Raw genomic sequence first — 17926 nt, forward strand, 5'->3', positions numbered from 1 at the left:
TAACTTTTCTTGCAATTCATATATGAGTATGAAACACTACAATCATAGAATATGAAAGGAGGGCTTTGTACATGCCATTTGTAACTGTCAAGATGCTTGAAGGACGCACGGAGGAACAGAAAAAAGCATTGGTTGAAAAAGTAACAGAAGCCGTTATCGAAACAACGGGAGCATCCAAAGAAAAAGTGACTGTCTTCATCGAAGAAATGTCCAAAAACCACTACGCAACCGGCGGAGTCCGCCTAAGCGACCAGTAACATATAAAGCGCAAGCGCCTTGGTCAGCTTGCGAAGCAAATAGGGTTTCGGCCATGGAAGGCGCTTTTTGCCTTCTGTGGCCGAAACATCTTTTGCACAGCAAGCTAGGCGCTGGAGCTGGATTACACAAAAAGCGTAAGCGCCTGTTCAGCTTGCGAAGCAAATAGGGTTTTGGCCATAGAAGGCGCTCTTTGCCTTCTGTTGCCGAAACATCTTTTGCACAGCAGGCTAGGCGCTGGAGCTGGATTGAACAAAAAGCGCAAGCGCCTGTCCAAAGGATCAAAGACTAAGTACGCCGCGTCCTGCGGCAGCGTCTTTGTAACCCCCATCCTGGGGGCCTCAGCAAATGCAGATATCAAAAAGAAAAAGCTAAGCCTTATTGCGGCTTAGCTTTTCCTTTTAATTGTTCTATATAAAGATAGGCCTCGTCAACTTCTTCAAGGGTATACTTCTGCTTGCTTTTCAGGGTGAAGATTTTTTCAGCTACTTCTTCCCTCTCCAGCTCCTCAAAGTACAATACGGTCGACACCAGTTCCAAAAAACGTGCACTTTGGTCATTCATATCCACCAGGCAGACCTCCATGGATGGAATCTCCATATCGTGCATTTTCATAAATTCTTTGCCCGAATCTGTAATAGAATAACAATATTGATAATATCCTGCCTTTTTTTCTTTTACTTCATTCAGGTAACCCATATTGCACAGCTCTTCAATTCTGAGAGTCAGTTCTTCTGAATAGGGCCCGTAAAAGTGAAAATGGAATTTTTCATGAAAAGGAAAGGATAGTTTTTTTGCTATATATATAATTTTCTGCAGCTTTTTCCTTCCAGAAATTTCTCCCGCAGCAAAAACAGCATGCATAATCTTGGCATGATCCTTAAACAAGGCTCATCACTCCTCACCCAAAATGTTCCCAAAGCAAAGCATCATTCTCATTCCGGCAGTTCCAGCAGCTCCCGGATCTGCTTTTTTATATTCTTTTTCGATGACTCGTCCCTCAGCAAATCGGCGGGGAAATACAGCTTGTGGTCTGTACGCCTTTTCCCCGAAATGGCATCGACTATCTCCGATTCACGCGATAATTCGCGGACTTCACCATTATTCTTCAGCAGGTGTATGGGCAATCGCTCTTCCTCCTCGCCCGGCCTGTAGAAATCATATGGCAGATCAGAGGAAGAATCGACCTCCAGATAATAATCCGGATCGATTCCTGCCTTCTTGAACAGCCTGTTCAATTCCATTAACTTATTCATTTGATCATTTGATGGATGGAACTCCGTGTACTTGAAAAGCCTGCGATTCATAAAACGGTCGCACAAATCGCTCAGTACCGGATCCTCTTCCTCTTCCCACATCTGAAAATAATACAGCATCACAGCTTCATCCAGCTTCAAGTAATCCTCGAGCGTGACGTTTCTTTTGAAGAGAGAGTAGAAGTGCACCGGGGCTTGCCTAAAGGAATAGCCTGCCTCGAATAAGTGCTTTGCTCTATGCAGGATCTTCGTAAGTATGACTTCTGCGCTTCGGGTAACAGGGTGAAAGTAAATCTGCCAATACATCTGATATCGGCTCATGATATAATCTTCCACCGCATGCATGCCGCTTTGCTTGATGACAGCTCCGTCCTCGCGCGGCCTCATGACGCGCAAAATCCGCTCCATATCAAACTGGCCATAGCTTACCCCTGTGAAATAAGCATCACGCTGCAGATAATCCATGCGGTCGGCATCTATCTGACTAGAAATCAGGCTGACTACTAGTTTGCTTCCGTATGTCTTGGCAATAACCTCTGCAACTTTTTTCGGAAAATCCTTCGAAACCCTTTGCAGGACCTGATTTACTTCAGTATCGCCCAAAACGATTTCACGGGTGAAATGTTCATGATCTGTGTCGAAAACCTTTTCGAAAGAGTGGGAAAATGGGCCGTGCCCCAAATCATGCAGAAGTGCCGCACACAGGGAAAGCAGCCGCTCGTCCCCATTCCATTCCGGCCTTCCTTCAAAAACATCATCAATGATTCTACGGACGATTTCATACACGCCCAGCGAATGATTCAGCCTGCTGTGCTCAGCTCCGTGAAAAGTCAAATAAGTCGTTCCGAGCTGTTTGACCCGGCGGAGACGCTGAAATTCCCTTGTTCCTATCAAATCCCAAATGACCCTGTCACGCACGTGAATATAACGGTGGACCGGATCCTTAAACACTTTTTCTTCGCTTAATTTTTCGCGGGAATATGCCATGGACGACCCTCTTTTTTATAGATTCAAAATTTGTATAGGTGAACTGAAATGTTGTTTTATTTTCTTTGTACAGCTGCATGGCTTTTCAAGGTGCACATGATTTTTTATTCTATCATGCTGTTATTATAGCTCGTTTTATGCAAAAAAAATATGCCCAACCCTTTCTCCTTTTCGATCAAAAACAGGTGAAAACCTGTTGGCTGCAGCAAAAAAAGACATTTTTCGCACACAAGAATTTTTTTCTCTAACATTCTACCCTGCCTCCACTGTTTAAAAACAATGCTGCACATATATTTGCGGCTAAAAAGTCTGCTGAAATAAAAACTACTATCCTTTTAGTTTTCTGTATAAAAAGTTCAATAGGTGTCAAACATGTAGATAAGCAAATACATTACAGGCAAATGCAAAAACGAATTTACTATGTTACCAATTTTGTTTTTGGATGCTAGAGGAAAGGGAGTTGGCAGTATGAAAGTCCGTCAAGACGCTTGGACCGAAGAAGATGATTTATTGTTGGCAGAAACAGTTCTGAGACATGTCCGTGAAGGCAGCACTCAATTGAATGCATTTGAAGAAGTCGGAGATAAACTGAACAGAACCTCGGCAGCCTGCGGGTTTCGCTGGAATGCCGTTGTCCGCCATACCTATGACAAAGCGCTTCAATTGGCAAAAAAACAGCGAAAGCAGCGCCAGCGCATTTTAGGAAAAGATCAAGGAGGAAAGAAACGCCTTCTGTATACCCCGCCTGCACCGACCATCCAGGATATTGTCACTGTGCAGCCGGATATAGACGGACAGGAAGAATCCGAAACTATCAATTATCAGGCTGAAGAGCTGATTTATGCCGAACTTAGGCCTGAACCAAAAGCCGCTGCTCCTAGCCGGCCATACGAAGCTGCAGGCAGCCCGCTGTCTCTTGATCTTGTTATTTCTTATCTTCAATCCATGAACGGTGCTGTGCTTCAGGCAGAGGTCCTGAAATCCGAAAACGAACGGCTTCACTTGGAAATTCAGGAGCTTAAAGCAAGAAATCAGGAACTGGCAAAGAAGGTATCAAGTCTAGAGCAAAATACCGGACTTATCCAGGAAGATTATGAAACTTTAATGAAAATCATGAACCGAGCCAGAAAGTTAGTTTTACTTGAGGAAGATGATCGTCCTGCCACTAAGTTCAAAATGGACCGAAATGGAAATCTTGAAAAACTGGCAGAATAATGGACCAGGTATAGTGATATAAAAGGACTCTGTTAGCGCAAGCTTTAACAGGGCCCTTTCTTATGGATAGCGGGACGATTTGAGGCAGTAAAATTCCAAAAATCACGCATCTGCTCGAATTTTGATCCAGATTTGGCTCTAATCATAACGTTTTTTGCTCTAATCAGAGAGAATTTGGCTCTAATCCCTGCTGATTTAGTTTGATCATCCAACTAAATGGTAATTCCTCTTGAAAACTCCATGCCGTTCACCTCATGAAACTATTGAAAACGAGGTTATTTTCGTTATACTTCAGCAAATACCCGTTATTTCAATTGAAACATTAATATCCTTAGCTATAAAAATAAAAAAATCCGTTTTTGAACCCAAGGCGGGATCAAAAGCAGACTTTTTTCCGGACATCAAAGTGACTGAAAGACTTTTTCGTTTCTTTCCGTCACTCTTGTCAAATATGCTTCATATAGCGGCCATTCTTCTCCTGATAATTGAGAGGATGCTATGCTGCCCCCCATTTCCTTTAAAGAACTCAGAAACCTCAGCATGACATCGCCAATGGTCAAAGGTACAGAAAGCAGCTCTGTTAATGATGCCATGACTGAAGGCTTAATTTCAGGATAGGAAAATCTCGTTTCCTCATTTTCTTTAGCAGCTTTGTAGAAGCCTTTAATGAGGGAGGCCCTGTCTGATCCGCTGCCATTTACGCACAGATATATCTGCACAGCCACACCATTGCGGATGCGCCGCTGTGAAATACCTGCAAATTTTTTCCCGCCAATGCTTAAATCATAGCTTCCCGGACAATAGGAACCTGTAATTTCCCTGGCTTCAATAGTTGCGCCAAAATCGGAAAACATGCATTTGACCAGCTCAAACATCGCATCATAGCCTCTGTTGATTTCTATCTTCCGTTCCGTCTCAGGGAAGATTAAAGATATATTCAATACCCCTTCATCAAGGACCACTGCCAGTCCGCCGGAATTTCTGACAATCACCTGATATCCTTGTTCGCCAAGTATTTTCAGGCCATTTTCCAGAAAAGGAAGCTTAGTATCCTGAATCCCAAGTACTATGGTTCGATGGTGAACCCATGCTCTAGCGGCTGCAGAGGAACTCCCTCCGCCAACAGAAGCACAAAGTGTATCATCCATGGCAAAGGACTGCAGGGCGTGAAAGCCTTCCCCCAGCGACGATTGATCAATAATCCGCCATTGCGGCTGTTTGAGCAATGAACTTGTATCATTCATAAGTATTCTTCCTTTAGCGATGTAATTTAAATAGTAATCTATAGAACGCTTTTTATTATAGCATGGGCAATCCGACACTTCGAGATGAGCAGGAGAAGACCATAATGAAAAATCAAAAAAGCAGGCTGCCTGTTAACCTGCAGCCTGCTTTCTTTTTTCAATGATGCAAAGCCTGTGCAGCAGTGATCAGAGCCAGCTTATAGACATCTTCTTCGCTGCAGCCCCTTGACAGATCATTTACAGGACGGTTCAGCCCTTGCAGAATCGGTCCTACCGCTTCAAAATTCCCAAAACGCTGAGCAATTTTGTATCCGATATTTCCCGCTTCCAGACTCGGGAAAACAAATACATTTGCATCTCCTTGAATAAGGGAATCCGGCGCTTTTTTCTGTGCAACGGAAGGTACAAACGCTGCGTCAAACTGGAATTCTCCATCAAGAATCAGGCTTGGGTCCTTAGCCTGTGCTTCCCTAACAGCATGTGACACCTTTTCGGTTTCCGGCGATACGGCTGAACCCTTCGTCGAAAAGCTAAGCATTGCTACACGCGGCTCAATATCGAACATGCGGGCAGTTTTAGCACTTTCTATGGCAATTTCAGCAAGATCATGGCTGTCCGGAGAAATATTGATGGCACAATCTGCAAACACATAGCGTTCATCATCGCGGACCATTATAAACACACCAGAGGTTTTATTCACTTCCGGCTTGGTCTTGATAATCTGAAGTGCCGGCCTTACTGTATCAGCAGTCGAATGTGAAGCCCCGCTTACCAGCCCGTCTGCTTTGTTTGTATGAACCAGCATCGTGCCAAAGTAATTTTCATCTAAAAGGATAGAACGGGCAGATTCTGCGGTTGCCTTGCCATTGCGGCATTCCACAAAGGAAGCTACCAACTCGTCGGTCATTATATAGTTGGAGGGATCATAAATTTCACAGGCCTCCACTGAAATTCCCAGTTCCTTTGCCTTGTCCATTACCCCTTCGATTGGGCCAATTAAAATAGGAGTAAGCAGCTTTTCTTCCGCAAGCCTTCCTGCTGCCCTTAGCACTCTTTCATCCATGCTTTCCGGAAAAACAATCCTTAAATTGTTGCCGGTGATCTTTTCTTTTAAAACGTCAAATAAATCTCTCATATACACATCTCCTCCTCTATTTTCAAAAAAGTATATCAGCTATATTCAGAAGCAAAAAGAAGAATCTGTCTTTAATTTGCCTTAACCGGCCGTAACAATCCTTCTTCAATTACTTTATTGCAGTTAATAGTATTCAATTTAAACTAATTTCTTTATCTAAGGCTGTTTTCGTAAACTTTGTTGCTATTCAACAAGTGGTTGACTTCCGCTCCAGGATGCTCGCTTTCCGCGGGGCGGGCGGTGAGCCTCCTCAGCTGCGCTTGCGGGGTCTCACCTTCCCGCTAATCCCGCAGGAGTCTCGCACCTTACGCTCCAATCAACCTGATTTTAACAATATGATTGCGTCACAGAACACATTAAAAAACAACATTCTTTAAGAGAAGAGCCTTATCTAAACAGCGCAGGGGTGAAAAACCCCTATGAAAGTTTCCCTAAATTGATAATTTCCTTTTTTTCAGCATCTTAATCCTTTTATATGAATTCAATTTAAACCCAAAAGACAAGAATGAGAGTTTTTCTGATTTTCAACATCCTTCAAACATGGTTGCAGTTTATTAGCGTACTCCATCGACTTTATCCTGCAGCAAGCTTCCATGAAGAAATAAAACGAATAAAAAGGCCTGTTTAAAGCAGCTCCCCTTGGAAATGATGTAAATATGAACTTTTTTTGAACATAGTCCCTGTTCCTTACGGATTGGTGTTCTTATAAATTTTCTTTAAATCAAACTATGGTATAGTAAGGATATACGTTTTGAATGATTAGGAGTGATTGTATGAGTGAAGCAGCACAAACACTTGATGGCTGGTATTGCCTTCATGATTTCCGCCTGATTGACTGGACCTCATGGAAACAGATTTCCGGCGATGAGCGTCAACTGGCAATTTCCGAATTTCAGGGATTGCTTGATAAATGGAATACCGTACAAAGCAATAGCGAAGGCAGCCACGCCCTATATTCCATAGTAGGACAAAAAGCTGATTTCATGTTAATGTTTGCACGCCCAACGATGGAAGAATTAAATCAGATCGAAATGGAATTCAACAAATCCAAATTGGCTGAATTTACAATTCCAGCTTCTTCATATGTTTCAGTAGTTGAATTGAGCAACTACCTCCCTGGCGGAGAAGATCCTTACCAGAATCCGGGTGTACGCGCCCGTTTATATCCGATTCTGCCTAAATCCAAGCATGTGTGCTTTTACCCTATGGACAAGCGCCGTGACGGAAACGACAACTGGTACATGCTTCCCATGGACGAACGCCGCAGCCTGATGCGCTCCCACGGCATGATTGGCAGAAAGTATGCCGGACTTGTTAAACAAATCATTTCCGGCTCTGTGGGCTTTGATGATTATGAGTGGGGAGTTACCTTGTTTGCTGATGATGTGCTTCAATTCAAAAAGCTTGTGTATGAAATGCGTTTTGATGAAGTAAGCGCACGTTATGGTGAATTCGGCTCTTTCTTCGTCGGAAATCTTCTTCCTGAAGAAAACATCCCAGCTTTTTTATACGTTTAAAACATGAAGCTCCCGGTTTGCCGGGGGTTTTTCTTTTGCTCTCCTCCAGTTATTTCTCCCGTGCGTACTGACTTCCTCCCTTTTTGGAATAAAAATTAAGCTAAGCCCATACAATTGAAATAGTGATGAATTCATTTCACCGGCTTAATAAATTTCGTTCATACATCTTCTTCAGCATCATGTGAGGTGGATTTTTTCAACATAGCTGAAAAGCTTTTTCGCGGCACGTTCATATTTTGCGATATTTGGAGGGAATGAAATGAATCAAGGAAATTATAATAATCCCTATGAGAATTACAGAACACCCTACACTCCATATGGAAATGTAAACCCATCTCAGAACATAGGCCAGCAGCAGGGCTATCAGCAGCCAATTTCGTATCCATCGCAGCAGCCCCAAATGCCGCCCGTCAGTGCCGGGGGATCACAGGGATCCGGAGGACCCCAGGTTCCTGGCATGCTTCCTGTCGAAGAGTCTTACATTGAAAATATTCTCCGCCTCAACAAAGGCAAGCTTGCAACCGTCTATACCACTTTTGAAAACAACAAGGAATGGAACGCCAAAATTTTTAAAGGCATTATCGAAGCAGCTGGCCGTGACCACCTCATCCTCAGTGATCCGCAAACAGGAGTACGCTACCTGATTCCAATGGTTTATCTGGATTATGTTACATTCGAAGAAGAAATAGAATATGAATATCCATACGGCGGAGGAGCAAACCTCGCATCCTACCCTCCCCGCTAAAAAGCGAAAGCGCCTTGTCCAGCCTCGACCAGCATAAGGCGCGCAAGAATAGAAGGCGCTCTTTGCTTTCAATTCTTGCGTGACTTATGACCTCGAGAGGCTAGGCGCTGCAGCTGGATTAATAAAAAGAGAAAGCGCCTTGTTCAGCCTTGACCAGCATAAGGCGCGCAAGAATAGAAGGCGCCCTTTGCCTTCAATTCTTGAGTGACTTATGACCTCGAAAGGCTAGGCACTGAAGCTGGATTCAATAAAAAGCGGAAGCGCCTTGTTCAGCCTTGACCAGCATAAGGCGCGTAAAATAAAAAAAGAAGGCAGAAGCATTTTTCATTAGCTTTTGCCTTCCTTTTTTTATAAATGCTTAGATACAGCTGTAATCAGCAGAACCCAGGCAGCAAGGAATGATACTCCGCCGAGGGGCGTAATGGCCCCGAGCGGTTTAATTTGAGTGACGCTTAATACGTACAGGCTGCCGGAGAATAAAATGATGCCGGCAAACATCAGCCACCCTGACCAGTTGATTAGCGGGCTTGATATTTTTCCTGCAAGTATACCGAGGGCCAGAAGACCAAGGGCATGAAACATTTCGTATGTAACACCTGTTTTCCATACTTCCAGGTATTTATCAGGAATTTTCCCCTCAAGGCCATGTGCTCCAAAGGCTCCTAAAGCTACTGCAACAAAAGCGTTAATAGCTCCTAAAATCAAGAATATTTTCATACTTTTTCTCCTTCGCTCTTAAAAGTCAAATAGTGAATCACCATTCGCATCTTCCATTTTCACAGGCTTTGTTTGCGGCATAGAGACAGGTGAAGGTGATTGCGGAACCTGTGTGCCTGTATATAGGCTTAGCTGCTGATCTGCACGGGCAGTGACTTCATGCCTCTTGTCTGTATGTTCAATGTCATCAATCAGAACTTCGCACAATGCCTGAATAGCTATTGCATAGCCATTCAGCTTGTCCTGTGATTCAGCAAACTTTGCCTTAGTAATCATATCTTCCATTTTAGCCAATACTCTTCCTGATGAAATATTCATTCTTCCCACCTCATTCAGATGCCGGATCATTTTCTTTTTTTAGCATAACAAAAATGGCTTTTCCATTCAAAATTTGATTGGAAAGGATGATTCACAAAATGTTTCATGTGGAACATTGTCGATTTTAATTATGTTTCAAGATTATGGATTTGCCAGTCAATTTCCTTTTCTCCTGCTTCTTTAAGGTAAGCATTCACGGCAGAAAATGGCCGGCTGCCAAAAAAACCTCTGCTGGCTGAAAGCGGACTCGGATGAACTGATGTAATGATTTTGTGTCTGCTGGTGTCAATTAAAGATATTTTACTTTGAGCCGGCTTGCCCCATAACACAAATACAATCGGCTTTTGTCTGCTGCTCAGAGTTTCAATCACCTTATTGGTGAACGTTTCCCACCCTTTTCCCCTGTGGGAATGCGCTTCACCCTCCCGGACAGTTAATACCGTATTCAGGAGAAGTACTCCCTGCTTCGCCCATTGTATTAAATAGCCATGATCCGGAATGCTGCAGCCGAGGTCGTCTCTCAGCTCTTTGAAAATATTTTTCAAAGAAGGAGGAATCCGTACTTCCGGTTTGACTGAAAAGCTTAGCCCATGAGCCTGATGAGGGCCATGATAAGGATCTTGTCCAAGTATGACAGCCTTCACATCTTCAAAGGATGTGTTATGCAAGGCGTTAAAGATATCATTTTGCTCAGGATATATCGTCCTGTGTGCATATTCATTCTTTAAGAATTCTCTCAGTTCCAAATAATAGGGCTTCTCAAATTCGCTTGCCAGCAAAGGCTCCCAGTCATTATGAAGAATTTTCGCAGTCATTTCCCCTGTCTCCTTTCTCCGTACTTTGTCTTCTAACATTATACGATAAGAACGAAACTTTCGCTTGCTGCAGACTATGGTTCTGCTGGCGGGTCTTTAATAGATGGCAGAAAATAGATGTTTTAGATTCTATCTAAACGGCTACATATAAAACATAGCTATTCACCATATCATTTAAAAAATATCAAAACGGTTAAATCTTAAGGAGGAATTTCATTATGTATCAAGTACATGTATTAGAAAATGGCGTTCAGGCAAAAGAAAAAATTGACGAGTTGACGACTTCAGGCTTTACCAATGAAGATATTTATCTATTTGCACATGATAAAGACCGTTCACAGCACTTAACGGAAAATACTGACACAGAATCAGTAGGCGTTAAAGAACAAGGTCTTCTGGATTCAGTGGGAAATCTATTCAAATCACGCGGCGATGAGCTTCGCAACAGAATGGGCAATCTTGGCCTGACAGAAACAGAAGCTGCCCAATATGAAAAAGAATTGGATAAAGGCAAGGTCGTGCTAGTAGCAAGCAAGGATGCTGATTGATCCAATAAATGAAACACAAAGAGGGCTGCAGACTGCAGCCCTTTTCCATAAAAAAATTCAGCACCTTAGCCTCTTGGGGCCATAGGGCGCTGGATTTTTTTATACCTCTTTAATTTTTAGCCCAAAATCCGCTGATAGAAGGCTTTAGCATGTGCAAGATCCTTTGTGCCGTGAATCAATGCCCGTCCATCCCCAAACACAACCATTCTTTCTCCCTCATGCTCCAGGGAAACTAAAAATGGATTCGACTTCACTTGATACCCGCTTCCTGCCAAATCTGCAGCAAGCTTATCAAGCTTGATAGCAAGTGAACGGGGCGGCCTTATCTGAACCGTATCCCGGCCGCAAAGAACAGTGGACTTTGTGGCATTTTCAAGCTGTAAAAATGGATAAACTGCATTTTCGCCGCAGGAAAGGCAATCCTTTTTCTTTGCCTTGCCCATTTTTATAGTCTGATATTGATTTCTCCAAACATCAAAGGTGGAAAAGCCTGGAGAAACGGCTTCCCAATCCTCTACTAGAATCTTAAAAGCCTCGGCAGACTGGTGGGCAACCGTCATCATGACTGCTGGAGAAATGATGCCCCCGGTATCACAGGTCATCCCCTGTATGGGCATGGATCTCAGCAGACAATTCAGGCAAGGAGTCACACCCGGAATTATGGTGAAACTCATCCCCACACTTCCGACACAAGCTCCATATATCCAGGGAATCCTATGTTTCTGGGAAAGGTCGTTAATAACCATCCTTGTTTCGAAGTTATCTGTGGCATCCATGATCAGAGATACACCTTCCAGCATCCCCTCGAGACTCACGGCTGTCGCATCCATAATAACAGCCCTTATATTGACCTCGCTGTTTATGAGCTGCAAGTGCTTTTTGGCTGCCTCAGCTTTAGGAAGCTTTTCTTTCACATCTTCCTCCGTGTACAGCTGCTGGCGCTGCAGGTTACTTTCTTCCACATAATCACGGTCCACAATAGTCAGCTTGCCGATGCCAGCCCTGGCCAGAATTTCCGCATTTGCAGACCCAAGAGCACCTGCACCAATCAGCAATACATGCTTTCCCCTGATTTTATTAAGCCCTTTTTCACCGACAGGGGCGAACAGAGTTTGTCTGGAATAGCGCTCATTCATCCTTCATTACCCCCCGCTGACCGGCGGAATAAAAGCAACGGTGTCTCCCTCTTGAAGAACCGTCTCCTCATCGGCAAATTCCTCATTGATGGCTGTCATGGCAGAATCAAGAGTGTCAATGCCAAATTCAGAAGCGATCGTGTCCTTAAGGCTGGAAACTGTCATGCCGCTTCCCTCAATAGAAATTTCATCTTTTCCAGCTGCATCCTTTAAATGAGCAAAAAATAAAACTTTAATCATTCAAATCCTCTCCTTCAGGTTTTCCGGATGGATAACTGATGGTCTCTTTTTGATTTCCGATCCATTTTTCTCCATCTTCCCAATGTTCCTTTTTCCAGATCGGAACAATTTCCTTAATTCTTTCTATCGCATAGCGGTTGGCTTCATAGGCATCATTCCTGTGCGGCGTACTTATAGCAATGACCACTGCCACATCTGTTATTTCAAGCCTGCCGGTACGATGGGTAATGGCCGTTTTCGCATCTGGCCAGCGTTCCTTGATTTCAAGCCCTATCTGCTCCAGCTTTTTCACAGCCATCGCTTCGTATGCTTCATATATTAAATGCAAGGTTTTCTTTCCCTTGGTCATTTCCCTTACAGTTCCGATAAAAGTGGTGATTGCTCCTGCATTTCTATCCGCTACTTTATCAATCACGTCTTGTATTTGAATAGGAGTCCCTGATATTTCATAATTCATGAATTTCATCCTTTTTATAAAAAATTACTTACCAAGATGTATCATATAAATTATATGCTATTGAACTCTGTTTACAAAGCTGTATGCTTCTAAACCATTCCTTATAGAACATACAGCATTTCATCCAGCTATTAATTGAGGAAACGCCGGTATTCCCGTTCCATCTTTTTTGCCTTTTCATACTCCTCACGGTCATTCATATTGTAGAAGATGTGGGGGAAAAATTCAGGCTGCTGATGGAATAGTTTGAAATCTGTTTCCTTTAGCACTTTTACGCGCACTCCATTTAAGAAATGACGCACTTTCAGCTGCCCCTCTTCCAGACATGCCTTCAATACGGGCAGACATGATTTTCTGTAGACGGCAAATAGAGGATGCAGCTGGCCATGAATCTCAGGAACTGCTGCGTCATATTCCCCTATATGCATAACCATCTCACGGGCAGCTTCAGCCTTAATAAATGGCATGTCGCAAGCAGCTATAAGATTGATGTCAGTCTTTGAAGCACACAGTCCGGCGTGAATTCCCCCTAAAGGGCCAGACTCTTTATAGCGGTCTGCAATCATCGGCAAACCAAGGAATTTGTAAGAATCCGGGGTATTCGTAATCAGCACCGCCCCACCCGCTTCTTTCTCTAATTCCCCGGCAATGGCAGCAATATTAACTCCATGTGACATACTTAAGAGAGCCTTATTTACACCCATCCTGCTCGACTTCCCCCCCGCCAGAAGAATAGCTGTTGTTTCACTTTTTCTCTTTTCTGTGTCCTTCATAAATCATTCTCCTTCGCATGATACCTGCCGGACTTTATTATCGGCTATTGTACAAGATTACTTCATTTTCCTTATACATGCACTTGAAGTAATAGCCGCCCATGGAAATCTCATTTCATGTAGTTTTAGCCGAATATGGTATACTAATCATAAGATATTTCAAAAGAAATACCGCAGATTTTTTTGGGGAGGCAAGTATAATGACAATGAAAAAGGCACTTTCCATCGCGGGCTCAGATGCCAGCGGCGGAGCAGGAATCCAGGCAGATTTAAAAACTTTCCAGGAGCTTGGCGTATATGGAATGACCGCTTTAACAGTTATTGCAACCATGGATCCCAAGGATAATTGGAACCATAAAGTATTTGTCCAAGATATAGATGCCCTGCAGGCTCAATTAGATACAATTCTTTCAACCGGCATTGATTCCATGAAAACCGGGATGCTCGGAACAGTGGAAATCATTGAGCTCGCAGCCCGTACAATTGATGAAAACCAATTAAAAAATGTTGTCATCGATCCAGTTATGGTGTGCAAGGGAACAGATGAGGTCCTGAATCCTGAAACAGCCGTGGCGCTTCGCGAAGTATTGGTTCCGCGGGCGACTGTTGTAACACCGAACCTTTTTGAAGCGTGGCAATTATCACAAACTGGACCTATTACAACTGTTGATGATATGAAAAAAGCCGCTGAAAAAATCCATGAACTTGGTGCTCAATATGTATTGATCAAAGGCGGAAGCAAGCTTGAACATGAAAAAGCAATCGACTTGCTTTATGATGGAAAAGAGTTTGAAATCCTTGAGTCAGAAAAGATTGAAACTGCTTATACGCATGGAGCCGGATGCACCTATTCAGCTGCGATTACAGCTGAGCTTGCAAAAGGAAAATCTGTGAAGGAAGCAATTTATACCGCCAAGGAATTCATTTCTGAGGCAATCCGCCATTCATGGAAGCTAAACCAGTATGTCGGCCCTGTTATGCACGGTGCATACCGCAGCTATGTTGCAGGCCGTCCGGAAGCTGAAAAATAAGATTCGCAAAGAGTGCTTGTTCCTTTTTGGACAAGGCTCTTTTTTTGCACTGTGAAAAGCTTTTCTGGAAAACTCAATCTCATCCTTTCGCTTTTTGCTTATGTTTTTAGTAAGATAGAAAGATACTATACATTAGCTATAGATATTCAGATTGCCGGGCTATTGAAGGAGGAGTTGCAATGAAACCAATCGATCGCACAGGAGTGCAGCAGGCTATTGATTCGTTTGCCCAACAAGATGTATATTTGCATCTTGAAACAACGAACGGTGCATATGCCACTCATAATGATGAATCTTTTTTCTCAGCAGGAGCTTATATACGCAATGCATTCGTTCAATATGAACATGGAAAAATAGCAGGAACCGATCCCTACAGGGTTGGTTTGAAGCTTGCGATAGGCTGGATCTATGCTGAAGGCCTGACCCACTATGAAATTGATAATCAGGGAAGATTGCTGCTTGCCGGACTTGATTTCACAGGAAAGCTTGCAGTAGCGCTGGAAATCAGCCCCTTCCCTTTTGAATAACGGGAACATTTATCGGAATAAGGCCTTACTCCGTTAACGCGGAATAAAAATCAGAAAGGAGCACATACATTGGAAAAAGAACGTCAGGTACTAGTTGTATTTCCTCATCCTGATGATGAGGCATTTGGAGTTTCCGGAACACTTGCTTCTTACGCAGAAATGGGCACCCCTGTAACCTATGTCTGCCTGACATTGGGCGAAATGGGCCGCAACCTGGGCAATCCGCCATTTGCAACAAGAGAATCACTTCCTAAAATCCGCAAAAAGGAATTACAGGATGCTGCAGATGCAATAGGTATCAAGGATTTGCGCATGATGGGACTTCGTGATAAAACGGTTGAATTCGAGGACGATGAGGAGCTGACAGGAAAAATTTCCGCTATAATCAGCGAATTGGATCCTTCTCTTATCATCACATTCTACCCTGGATACAGTGTCCATCCCGATCATGAGGCAACAGGCAGAGCAGTGGTCCGTGCTGTAGAACGCATCGATGAAGCAAGCCGGCCAAAGCTGTATTGCGCAGCATTTTCAAATAATTGTACAGATGAACTCGGTGAGGCGGATATCAACCATGATGTCACTGCTGTCCAGGATAAAAAGCTGGCAGCCATGAAAGCTCACCGCTCCCAGACTGAATCCATGCTTGCCACATGGGCAGACAAAATGAAGAACAATGATCCGCAGCTTCTTTCCTGGATCCGCAACGAACGCCTTTGGACCTATCAGTGGCCCAAAAAATAATTGAGAAAAACCTTCAGGGCCCTGAACATCCAGGCTTTGAAGGTTTTTTTCTGATTGTTCACTGTGTTACCTTATAATTTATTTTGCTTTCCCCCGCCCTGCGGATTATTTTAACCGTGAGCAGCCAATTCGCTCGAATGAAGTCCGAATTGGCTCGAATGAAGCTGGATTCGCTCTAATCAATGCGTAATTGGCTCAAATTGTGAGCAAATCGGGTGCGTCCATAAAAATGGAAGTCAATAAATTTTCGAGTAAATAAAAAAAGGCTCTCTTTTAAAGATTGTTGTTTTTTGATGGGTTCTGTGAGGCAATCTCACCATTAAAGGAGGTTGATGGGAGCGAAAGGTGCGGGACTCCTGCGGTAAGTTGAGACCCCGCAGGTAAAGCCAAGTATGGTCAACGCCCGCCTTACGGAAAGCGAGCATCCTGGAGCGGGAATCCCCCAGCAAAGTTTACGAAAACAGCCTAAAAAAATAGCCTGCATGCAGCAGGCTCTAAAAAGGGGGATTACTATGAAAAATTCATCATGGTTTAAGGATAGCCCCTTTTTGCTTTTTTTATACATAAACATCATTAAAAAACATGAATCAATCAAAGCCCGCAGATGCCAAGCACCAGGAAGCTTCCGGCTGTTAGATTTCCCGGCCCTCAAGCAGGCTCAAGATAGCATGTGCTACGCCATCTTCATCATTGCGTTTTGTGACAAAATCAGCTACCTGCTGAATTTCAAGCGGTGCATTCCCCATTGCAACAGATATTCCGGCCGCCTTAAACATTGAGATATCGTTATAATTATCTCCTATGGCCATTGCCTGTTCCAGGGATTTCCCCTTGCTCTCCAGGTATTTCCCGAGAGTAATTCCTTTTTGTGCTTGCTTGTTTGTGATTTCCAGGTTCTCAAAGCCGGAAGAGCTGACTGCAAAACGATTTTTTTCAGTCAAAAATTCAGCTGTGGCATTCATTTTATTATCATCATTGGAGAATGCAAGAAGCTTCAAATACTGAAGTTCAGGATTATCATATAGTATTTCATAATTTTCCACTGATATGATATGTCCCAATGTCAGGCGCTCCATGGCATGATCTGTGGCTGTTTGCCGGTCAAGCTCTGGGTTGGCTGTAATAATGATATCAATCAATGCATCGACTGATTTCTCGTAGTTCTTGGAATACACACCTTTATTCGTGTAAATTTCAAAGTAAATTTTCTTTTCCTCAAGAGTTTTTGCGGCAAATATGACGTCCTTAACATTGAGTGTGCTTGAATAGGCAGGTACGCCGCTTTCAGAAAAAATGGCCGCACCATTTACACAAATCACCGGGCACACGATATTTGCCTCGTCCAAAGCAAACCGGGCTTCCTGAAAAGAACGCCCTGTTACAATAACGATTTCCACTCCCTCTTTCTGCGCACGCTCTATAGCTCTTTTATTTTCCGCACTTACTTTTTGCTGCTTATTTAATAATGTTCCGTCCATATCAATTGCTATCGTTTGGATCAATGAATACACCCCGCATTTTTTCTTTTGCACTGTATTAAGTTCCCCATTGTTATCTTTCAGAAACAGCTTTTATTAACATACTTCCACTAATATGCTTTTTTTACACACTATAACATATTTGTCTCCTCATCGCAGAGTTTTTTGTCCTGCGGGCACTGCTGTGTTTTCTTTTAACGCAAACGGGTACATAAAAAGTGATTAAAAATCCAAGAGATTGCGAGGAGATACTATGACGTCAAAGAAATCTTTATCAATGATGGCCGCTTCAGGAGCACTGGCCTTTTCAGCATTATTTGGTGCAGCTTCAGCACAGCCTGCCGCTGCAGCGCATGCAGAGACTAAAGAGCCTGCTATGCAAATCGTCAAAAAGATGGATGCGGATGCCATCCGGAAAAATGTAGCCATGTATGCAGCTTCTCTTAAAGGAAAGCCATATAAATATGGCGGTCAATCTCTGAAGGGATTCGATGCTTCAGGGTATATTTCCTATGTTTACACCCATGCAAATCCCTCAAAAATGAAAGTGGAAAGAACAATAGCCAAGCAATATAAACAAGGTATGACCGTTAAGTCCATGAAGGATTTAATGCCAGGTGATGTCGTATTCTTCAGTTTCAATGGAAAAGCACCTACATTTGCCGGAATTTACACAGGCAAAAACATGTTTTATGCCGTAACAAGCAAAGGCGTGACAATGGAGAAGCTTAACACCAAATACTGGTCAAAAGCATACACTGGTGCAAAGCGCTGGATTAAATAAAGCA

At 43.2% G+C, this 17926-nt stretch carries 21 protein-coding genes; 9 read left to right on the forward strand and 12 right to left on the reverse strand.

Features of this window, described 5'->3' with window-relative positions; translation table 11 throughout:
• Window positions 1-71 precede the first annotated feature (71 nt).
• Entirely contained in the window at window positions 72-257 is a 186-nt protein-coding gene (locus ACN6MY_RS01000) for a 2-hydroxymuconate tautomerase (protein ID WP_071351043.1), read from the forward strand.
• 376 nt (window positions 258-633) lie between these two features.
• Here the strand turns inward: ACN6MY_RS01000 and ACN6MY_RS01005 are convergent, their stop codons facing one another.
• Window positions 634-1143 (reverse strand): YwgA family protein, encoded by a 510-nt coding sequence (locus tag ACN6MY_RS01005; protein WP_071351041.1) that lies wholly within the window; start codon window positions 1141-1143, stop codon window positions 634-636.
• Between the two features lie 47 nt (window positions 1144-1190).
• On the reverse strand, window positions 1191-2498 hold the full coding sequence (locus ACN6MY_RS01010) for an HD domain-containing protein (protein WP_419882428.1): 1308 nt from the start codon (window positions 2496-2498) through the stop codon (window positions 1191-1193).
• A 468-nt stretch (window positions 2499-2966) separates the two neighbouring features.
• On the opposite strand from ACN6MY_RS01010, the gene ACN6MY_RS01015 reads away from it, so the two are divergent.
• A complete protein-coding gene (locus ACN6MY_RS01015; protein ID WP_419882429.1) occupies window positions 2967-3713 on the forward strand; it encodes an RsfA family transcriptional regulator in 747 nt (248 codons plus the stop codon).
• A 401-nt stretch (window positions 3714-4114) separates the two neighbouring features.
• Here ACN6MY_RS01015 and ACN6MY_RS01020 read toward each other — a convergent pair whose 3' ends face one another.
• Together ACN6MY_RS01020 and pta are read right to left on the reverse strand one after the other, a co-directional pair.
• Window positions 4115-4957, reverse strand: coding sequence for a lipoate--protein ligase family protein (locus tag ACN6MY_RS01020; protein WP_419882430.1), 843 nt, complete (start codon window positions 4955-4957; stop codon window positions 4115-4117).
• Between the two features lie 157 nt (window positions 4958-5114).
• Entirely contained in the window at window positions 5115-6092 is a 978-nt protein-coding gene (gene pta, locus ACN6MY_RS01025) for a phosphate acetyltransferase (RefSeq protein ID WP_419882431.1), read from the reverse strand.
• Window positions 6093-6847: 755 nt separating this feature from the next.
• Between pta and hemQ the strand changes: the two genes are divergently transcribed.
• Together hemQ and gerQ are read left to right on the forward strand one after the other, a co-directional pair.
• The gene (hemQ, locus tag ACN6MY_RS01030) at window positions 6848-7609 is read left to right on the forward strand and encodes a hydrogen peroxide-dependent heme synthase (RefSeq protein WP_419882432.1); all 762 of its coding nucleotides are present in this window, start codon (window positions 6848-6850) and stop codon (window positions 7607-7609) included.
• 259 nt (window positions 7610-7868) lie between these two features.
• Entirely contained in the window at window positions 7869-8354 is a 486-nt protein-coding gene (gene gerQ, locus ACN6MY_RS01035) for a spore coat protein GerQ (RefSeq protein WP_071351034.1), read from the forward strand.
• A 348-nt stretch (window positions 8355-8702) separates the two neighbouring features.
• On the opposite strand, the gene ACN6MY_RS01040 is transcribed toward gerQ, so the two are convergent.
• The 3 genes from ACN6MY_RS01040 to ACN6MY_RS01050 form a co-directional block, all read right to left on the reverse strand.
• Window positions 8703-9071, reverse strand: coding sequence for a DUF423 domain-containing protein (locus ACN6MY_RS01040; RefSeq protein WP_090988573.1), 369 nt, complete (start codon window positions 9069-9071; stop codon window positions 8703-8705).
• A gap of 18 nt (window positions 9072-9089) precedes the next feature.
• The gene (locus tag ACN6MY_RS01045) at window positions 9090-9389 is read right to left on the reverse strand and encodes a YwdI family protein (RefSeq protein ID WP_419882433.1); all 300 of its coding nucleotides are present in this window, start codon (window positions 9387-9389) and stop codon (window positions 9090-9092) included.
• Window positions 9390-9517: 128 nt separating this feature from the next.
• Window positions 9518-10204, reverse strand: coding sequence for a uracil-DNA glycosylase (locus ACN6MY_RS01050; protein WP_419882434.1), 687 nt, complete (start codon window positions 10202-10204; stop codon window positions 9518-9520).
• 218 nt (window positions 10205-10422) lie between these two features.
• On the opposite strand from ACN6MY_RS01050, the gene ACN6MY_RS01055 reads away from it, so the two are divergent.
• Window positions 10423-10752: a general stress protein gene (locus ACN6MY_RS01055; RefSeq protein WP_419882435.1), complete on the forward strand. Its 330-nt coding sequence runs from the start codon at window positions 10423-10425 to the stop codon at window positions 10750-10752.
• A 116-nt stretch (window positions 10753-10868) separates the two neighbouring features.
• Here ACN6MY_RS01055 and ACN6MY_RS01060 read toward each other — a convergent pair whose 3' ends face one another.
• From ACN6MY_RS01060 to mobA, 4 genes are all read right to left on the reverse strand, one after another.
• Entirely contained in the window at window positions 10869-11888 is a 1020-nt protein-coding gene (locus tag ACN6MY_RS01060; RefSeq protein WP_419882436.1) for a MoeB/ThiF family adenylyltransferase, read from the reverse strand.
• A gap of 6 nt (window positions 11889-11894) precedes the next feature.
• On the reverse strand, window positions 11895-12128 hold the full coding sequence (moaD, locus tag ACN6MY_RS01065; protein WP_419882437.1) for a molybdopterin converting factor subunit 1: 234 nt from the start codon (window positions 12126-12128) through the stop codon (window positions 11895-11897).
• Window positions 12121-12585, reverse strand: coding sequence for a molybdenum cofactor biosynthesis protein MoaE (locus ACN6MY_RS01070; protein ID WP_419882438.1), 465 nt, complete (start codon window positions 12583-12585; stop codon window positions 12121-12123). The genes moaD and ACN6MY_RS01070 overlap by 8 nt, the downstream gene beginning before the upstream one ends.
• Before the next feature lie 131 nt (window positions 12586-12716).
• Complete coding sequence (mobA, locus tag ACN6MY_RS01075; RefSeq protein WP_419882439.1) at window positions 12717-13358, reverse strand: molybdenum cofactor guanylyltransferase; 642 nt, start codon at window positions 13356-13358, stop codon at window positions 12717-12719.
• Between the two features lie 200 nt (window positions 13359-13558).
• On the opposite strand from mobA, the gene pdxK reads away from it, so the two are divergent.
• The 3 genes from pdxK to bshB2 all read left to right on the forward strand — a co-directional run bounded on the left by pdxK (window position 13559) and on the right by bshB2 (window position 15660).
• On the forward strand, window positions 13559-14389 hold the full coding sequence (pdxK, locus tag ACN6MY_RS01080; RefSeq protein ID WP_419882440.1) for a pyridoxine/pyridoxal/pyridoxamine kinase: 831 nt from the start codon (window positions 13559-13561) through the stop codon (window positions 14387-14389).
• 179 nt (window positions 14390-14568) lie between these two features.
• A complete protein-coding gene (locus tag ACN6MY_RS01085) occupies window positions 14569-14916 on the forward strand; it encodes a YojF family protein (protein WP_419882441.1) in 348 nt (115 codons plus the stop codon).
• Window positions 14917-14985: 69 nt separating this feature from the next.
• Complete coding sequence (bshB2, locus tag ACN6MY_RS01090; protein WP_071351023.1) at window positions 14986-15660, forward strand: bacillithiol biosynthesis deacetylase BshB2; 675 nt, start codon at window positions 14986-14988, stop codon at window positions 15658-15660.
• A gap of 632 nt (window positions 15661-16292) precedes the next feature.
• Here bshB2 and ACN6MY_RS01095 read toward each other — a convergent pair.
• Complete coding sequence (locus tag ACN6MY_RS01095) at window positions 16293-17192, reverse strand: Cof-type HAD-IIB family hydrolase (protein ID WP_419882442.1); 900 nt, start codon at window positions 17190-17192, stop codon at window positions 16293-16295.
• A 199-nt stretch (window positions 17193-17391) separates the two neighbouring features.
• On the opposite strand from ACN6MY_RS01095, the gene ACN6MY_RS01100 reads away from it, so the two are divergent.
• Complete coding sequence (locus ACN6MY_RS01100) at window positions 17392-17922, forward strand: C40 family peptidase (RefSeq protein ID WP_419882443.1); 531 nt, start codon at window positions 17392-17394, stop codon at window positions 17920-17922.
• The last annotated feature ends 4 nt before the right edge of the window (window positions 17923-17926 follow it).

The organism is Peribacillus sp. B-H-3 (assembly GCF_048572925.1).
Lineage (GTDB): Bacteria > Bacillota > Bacilli > Bacillales > DSM-1321 > Peribacillus.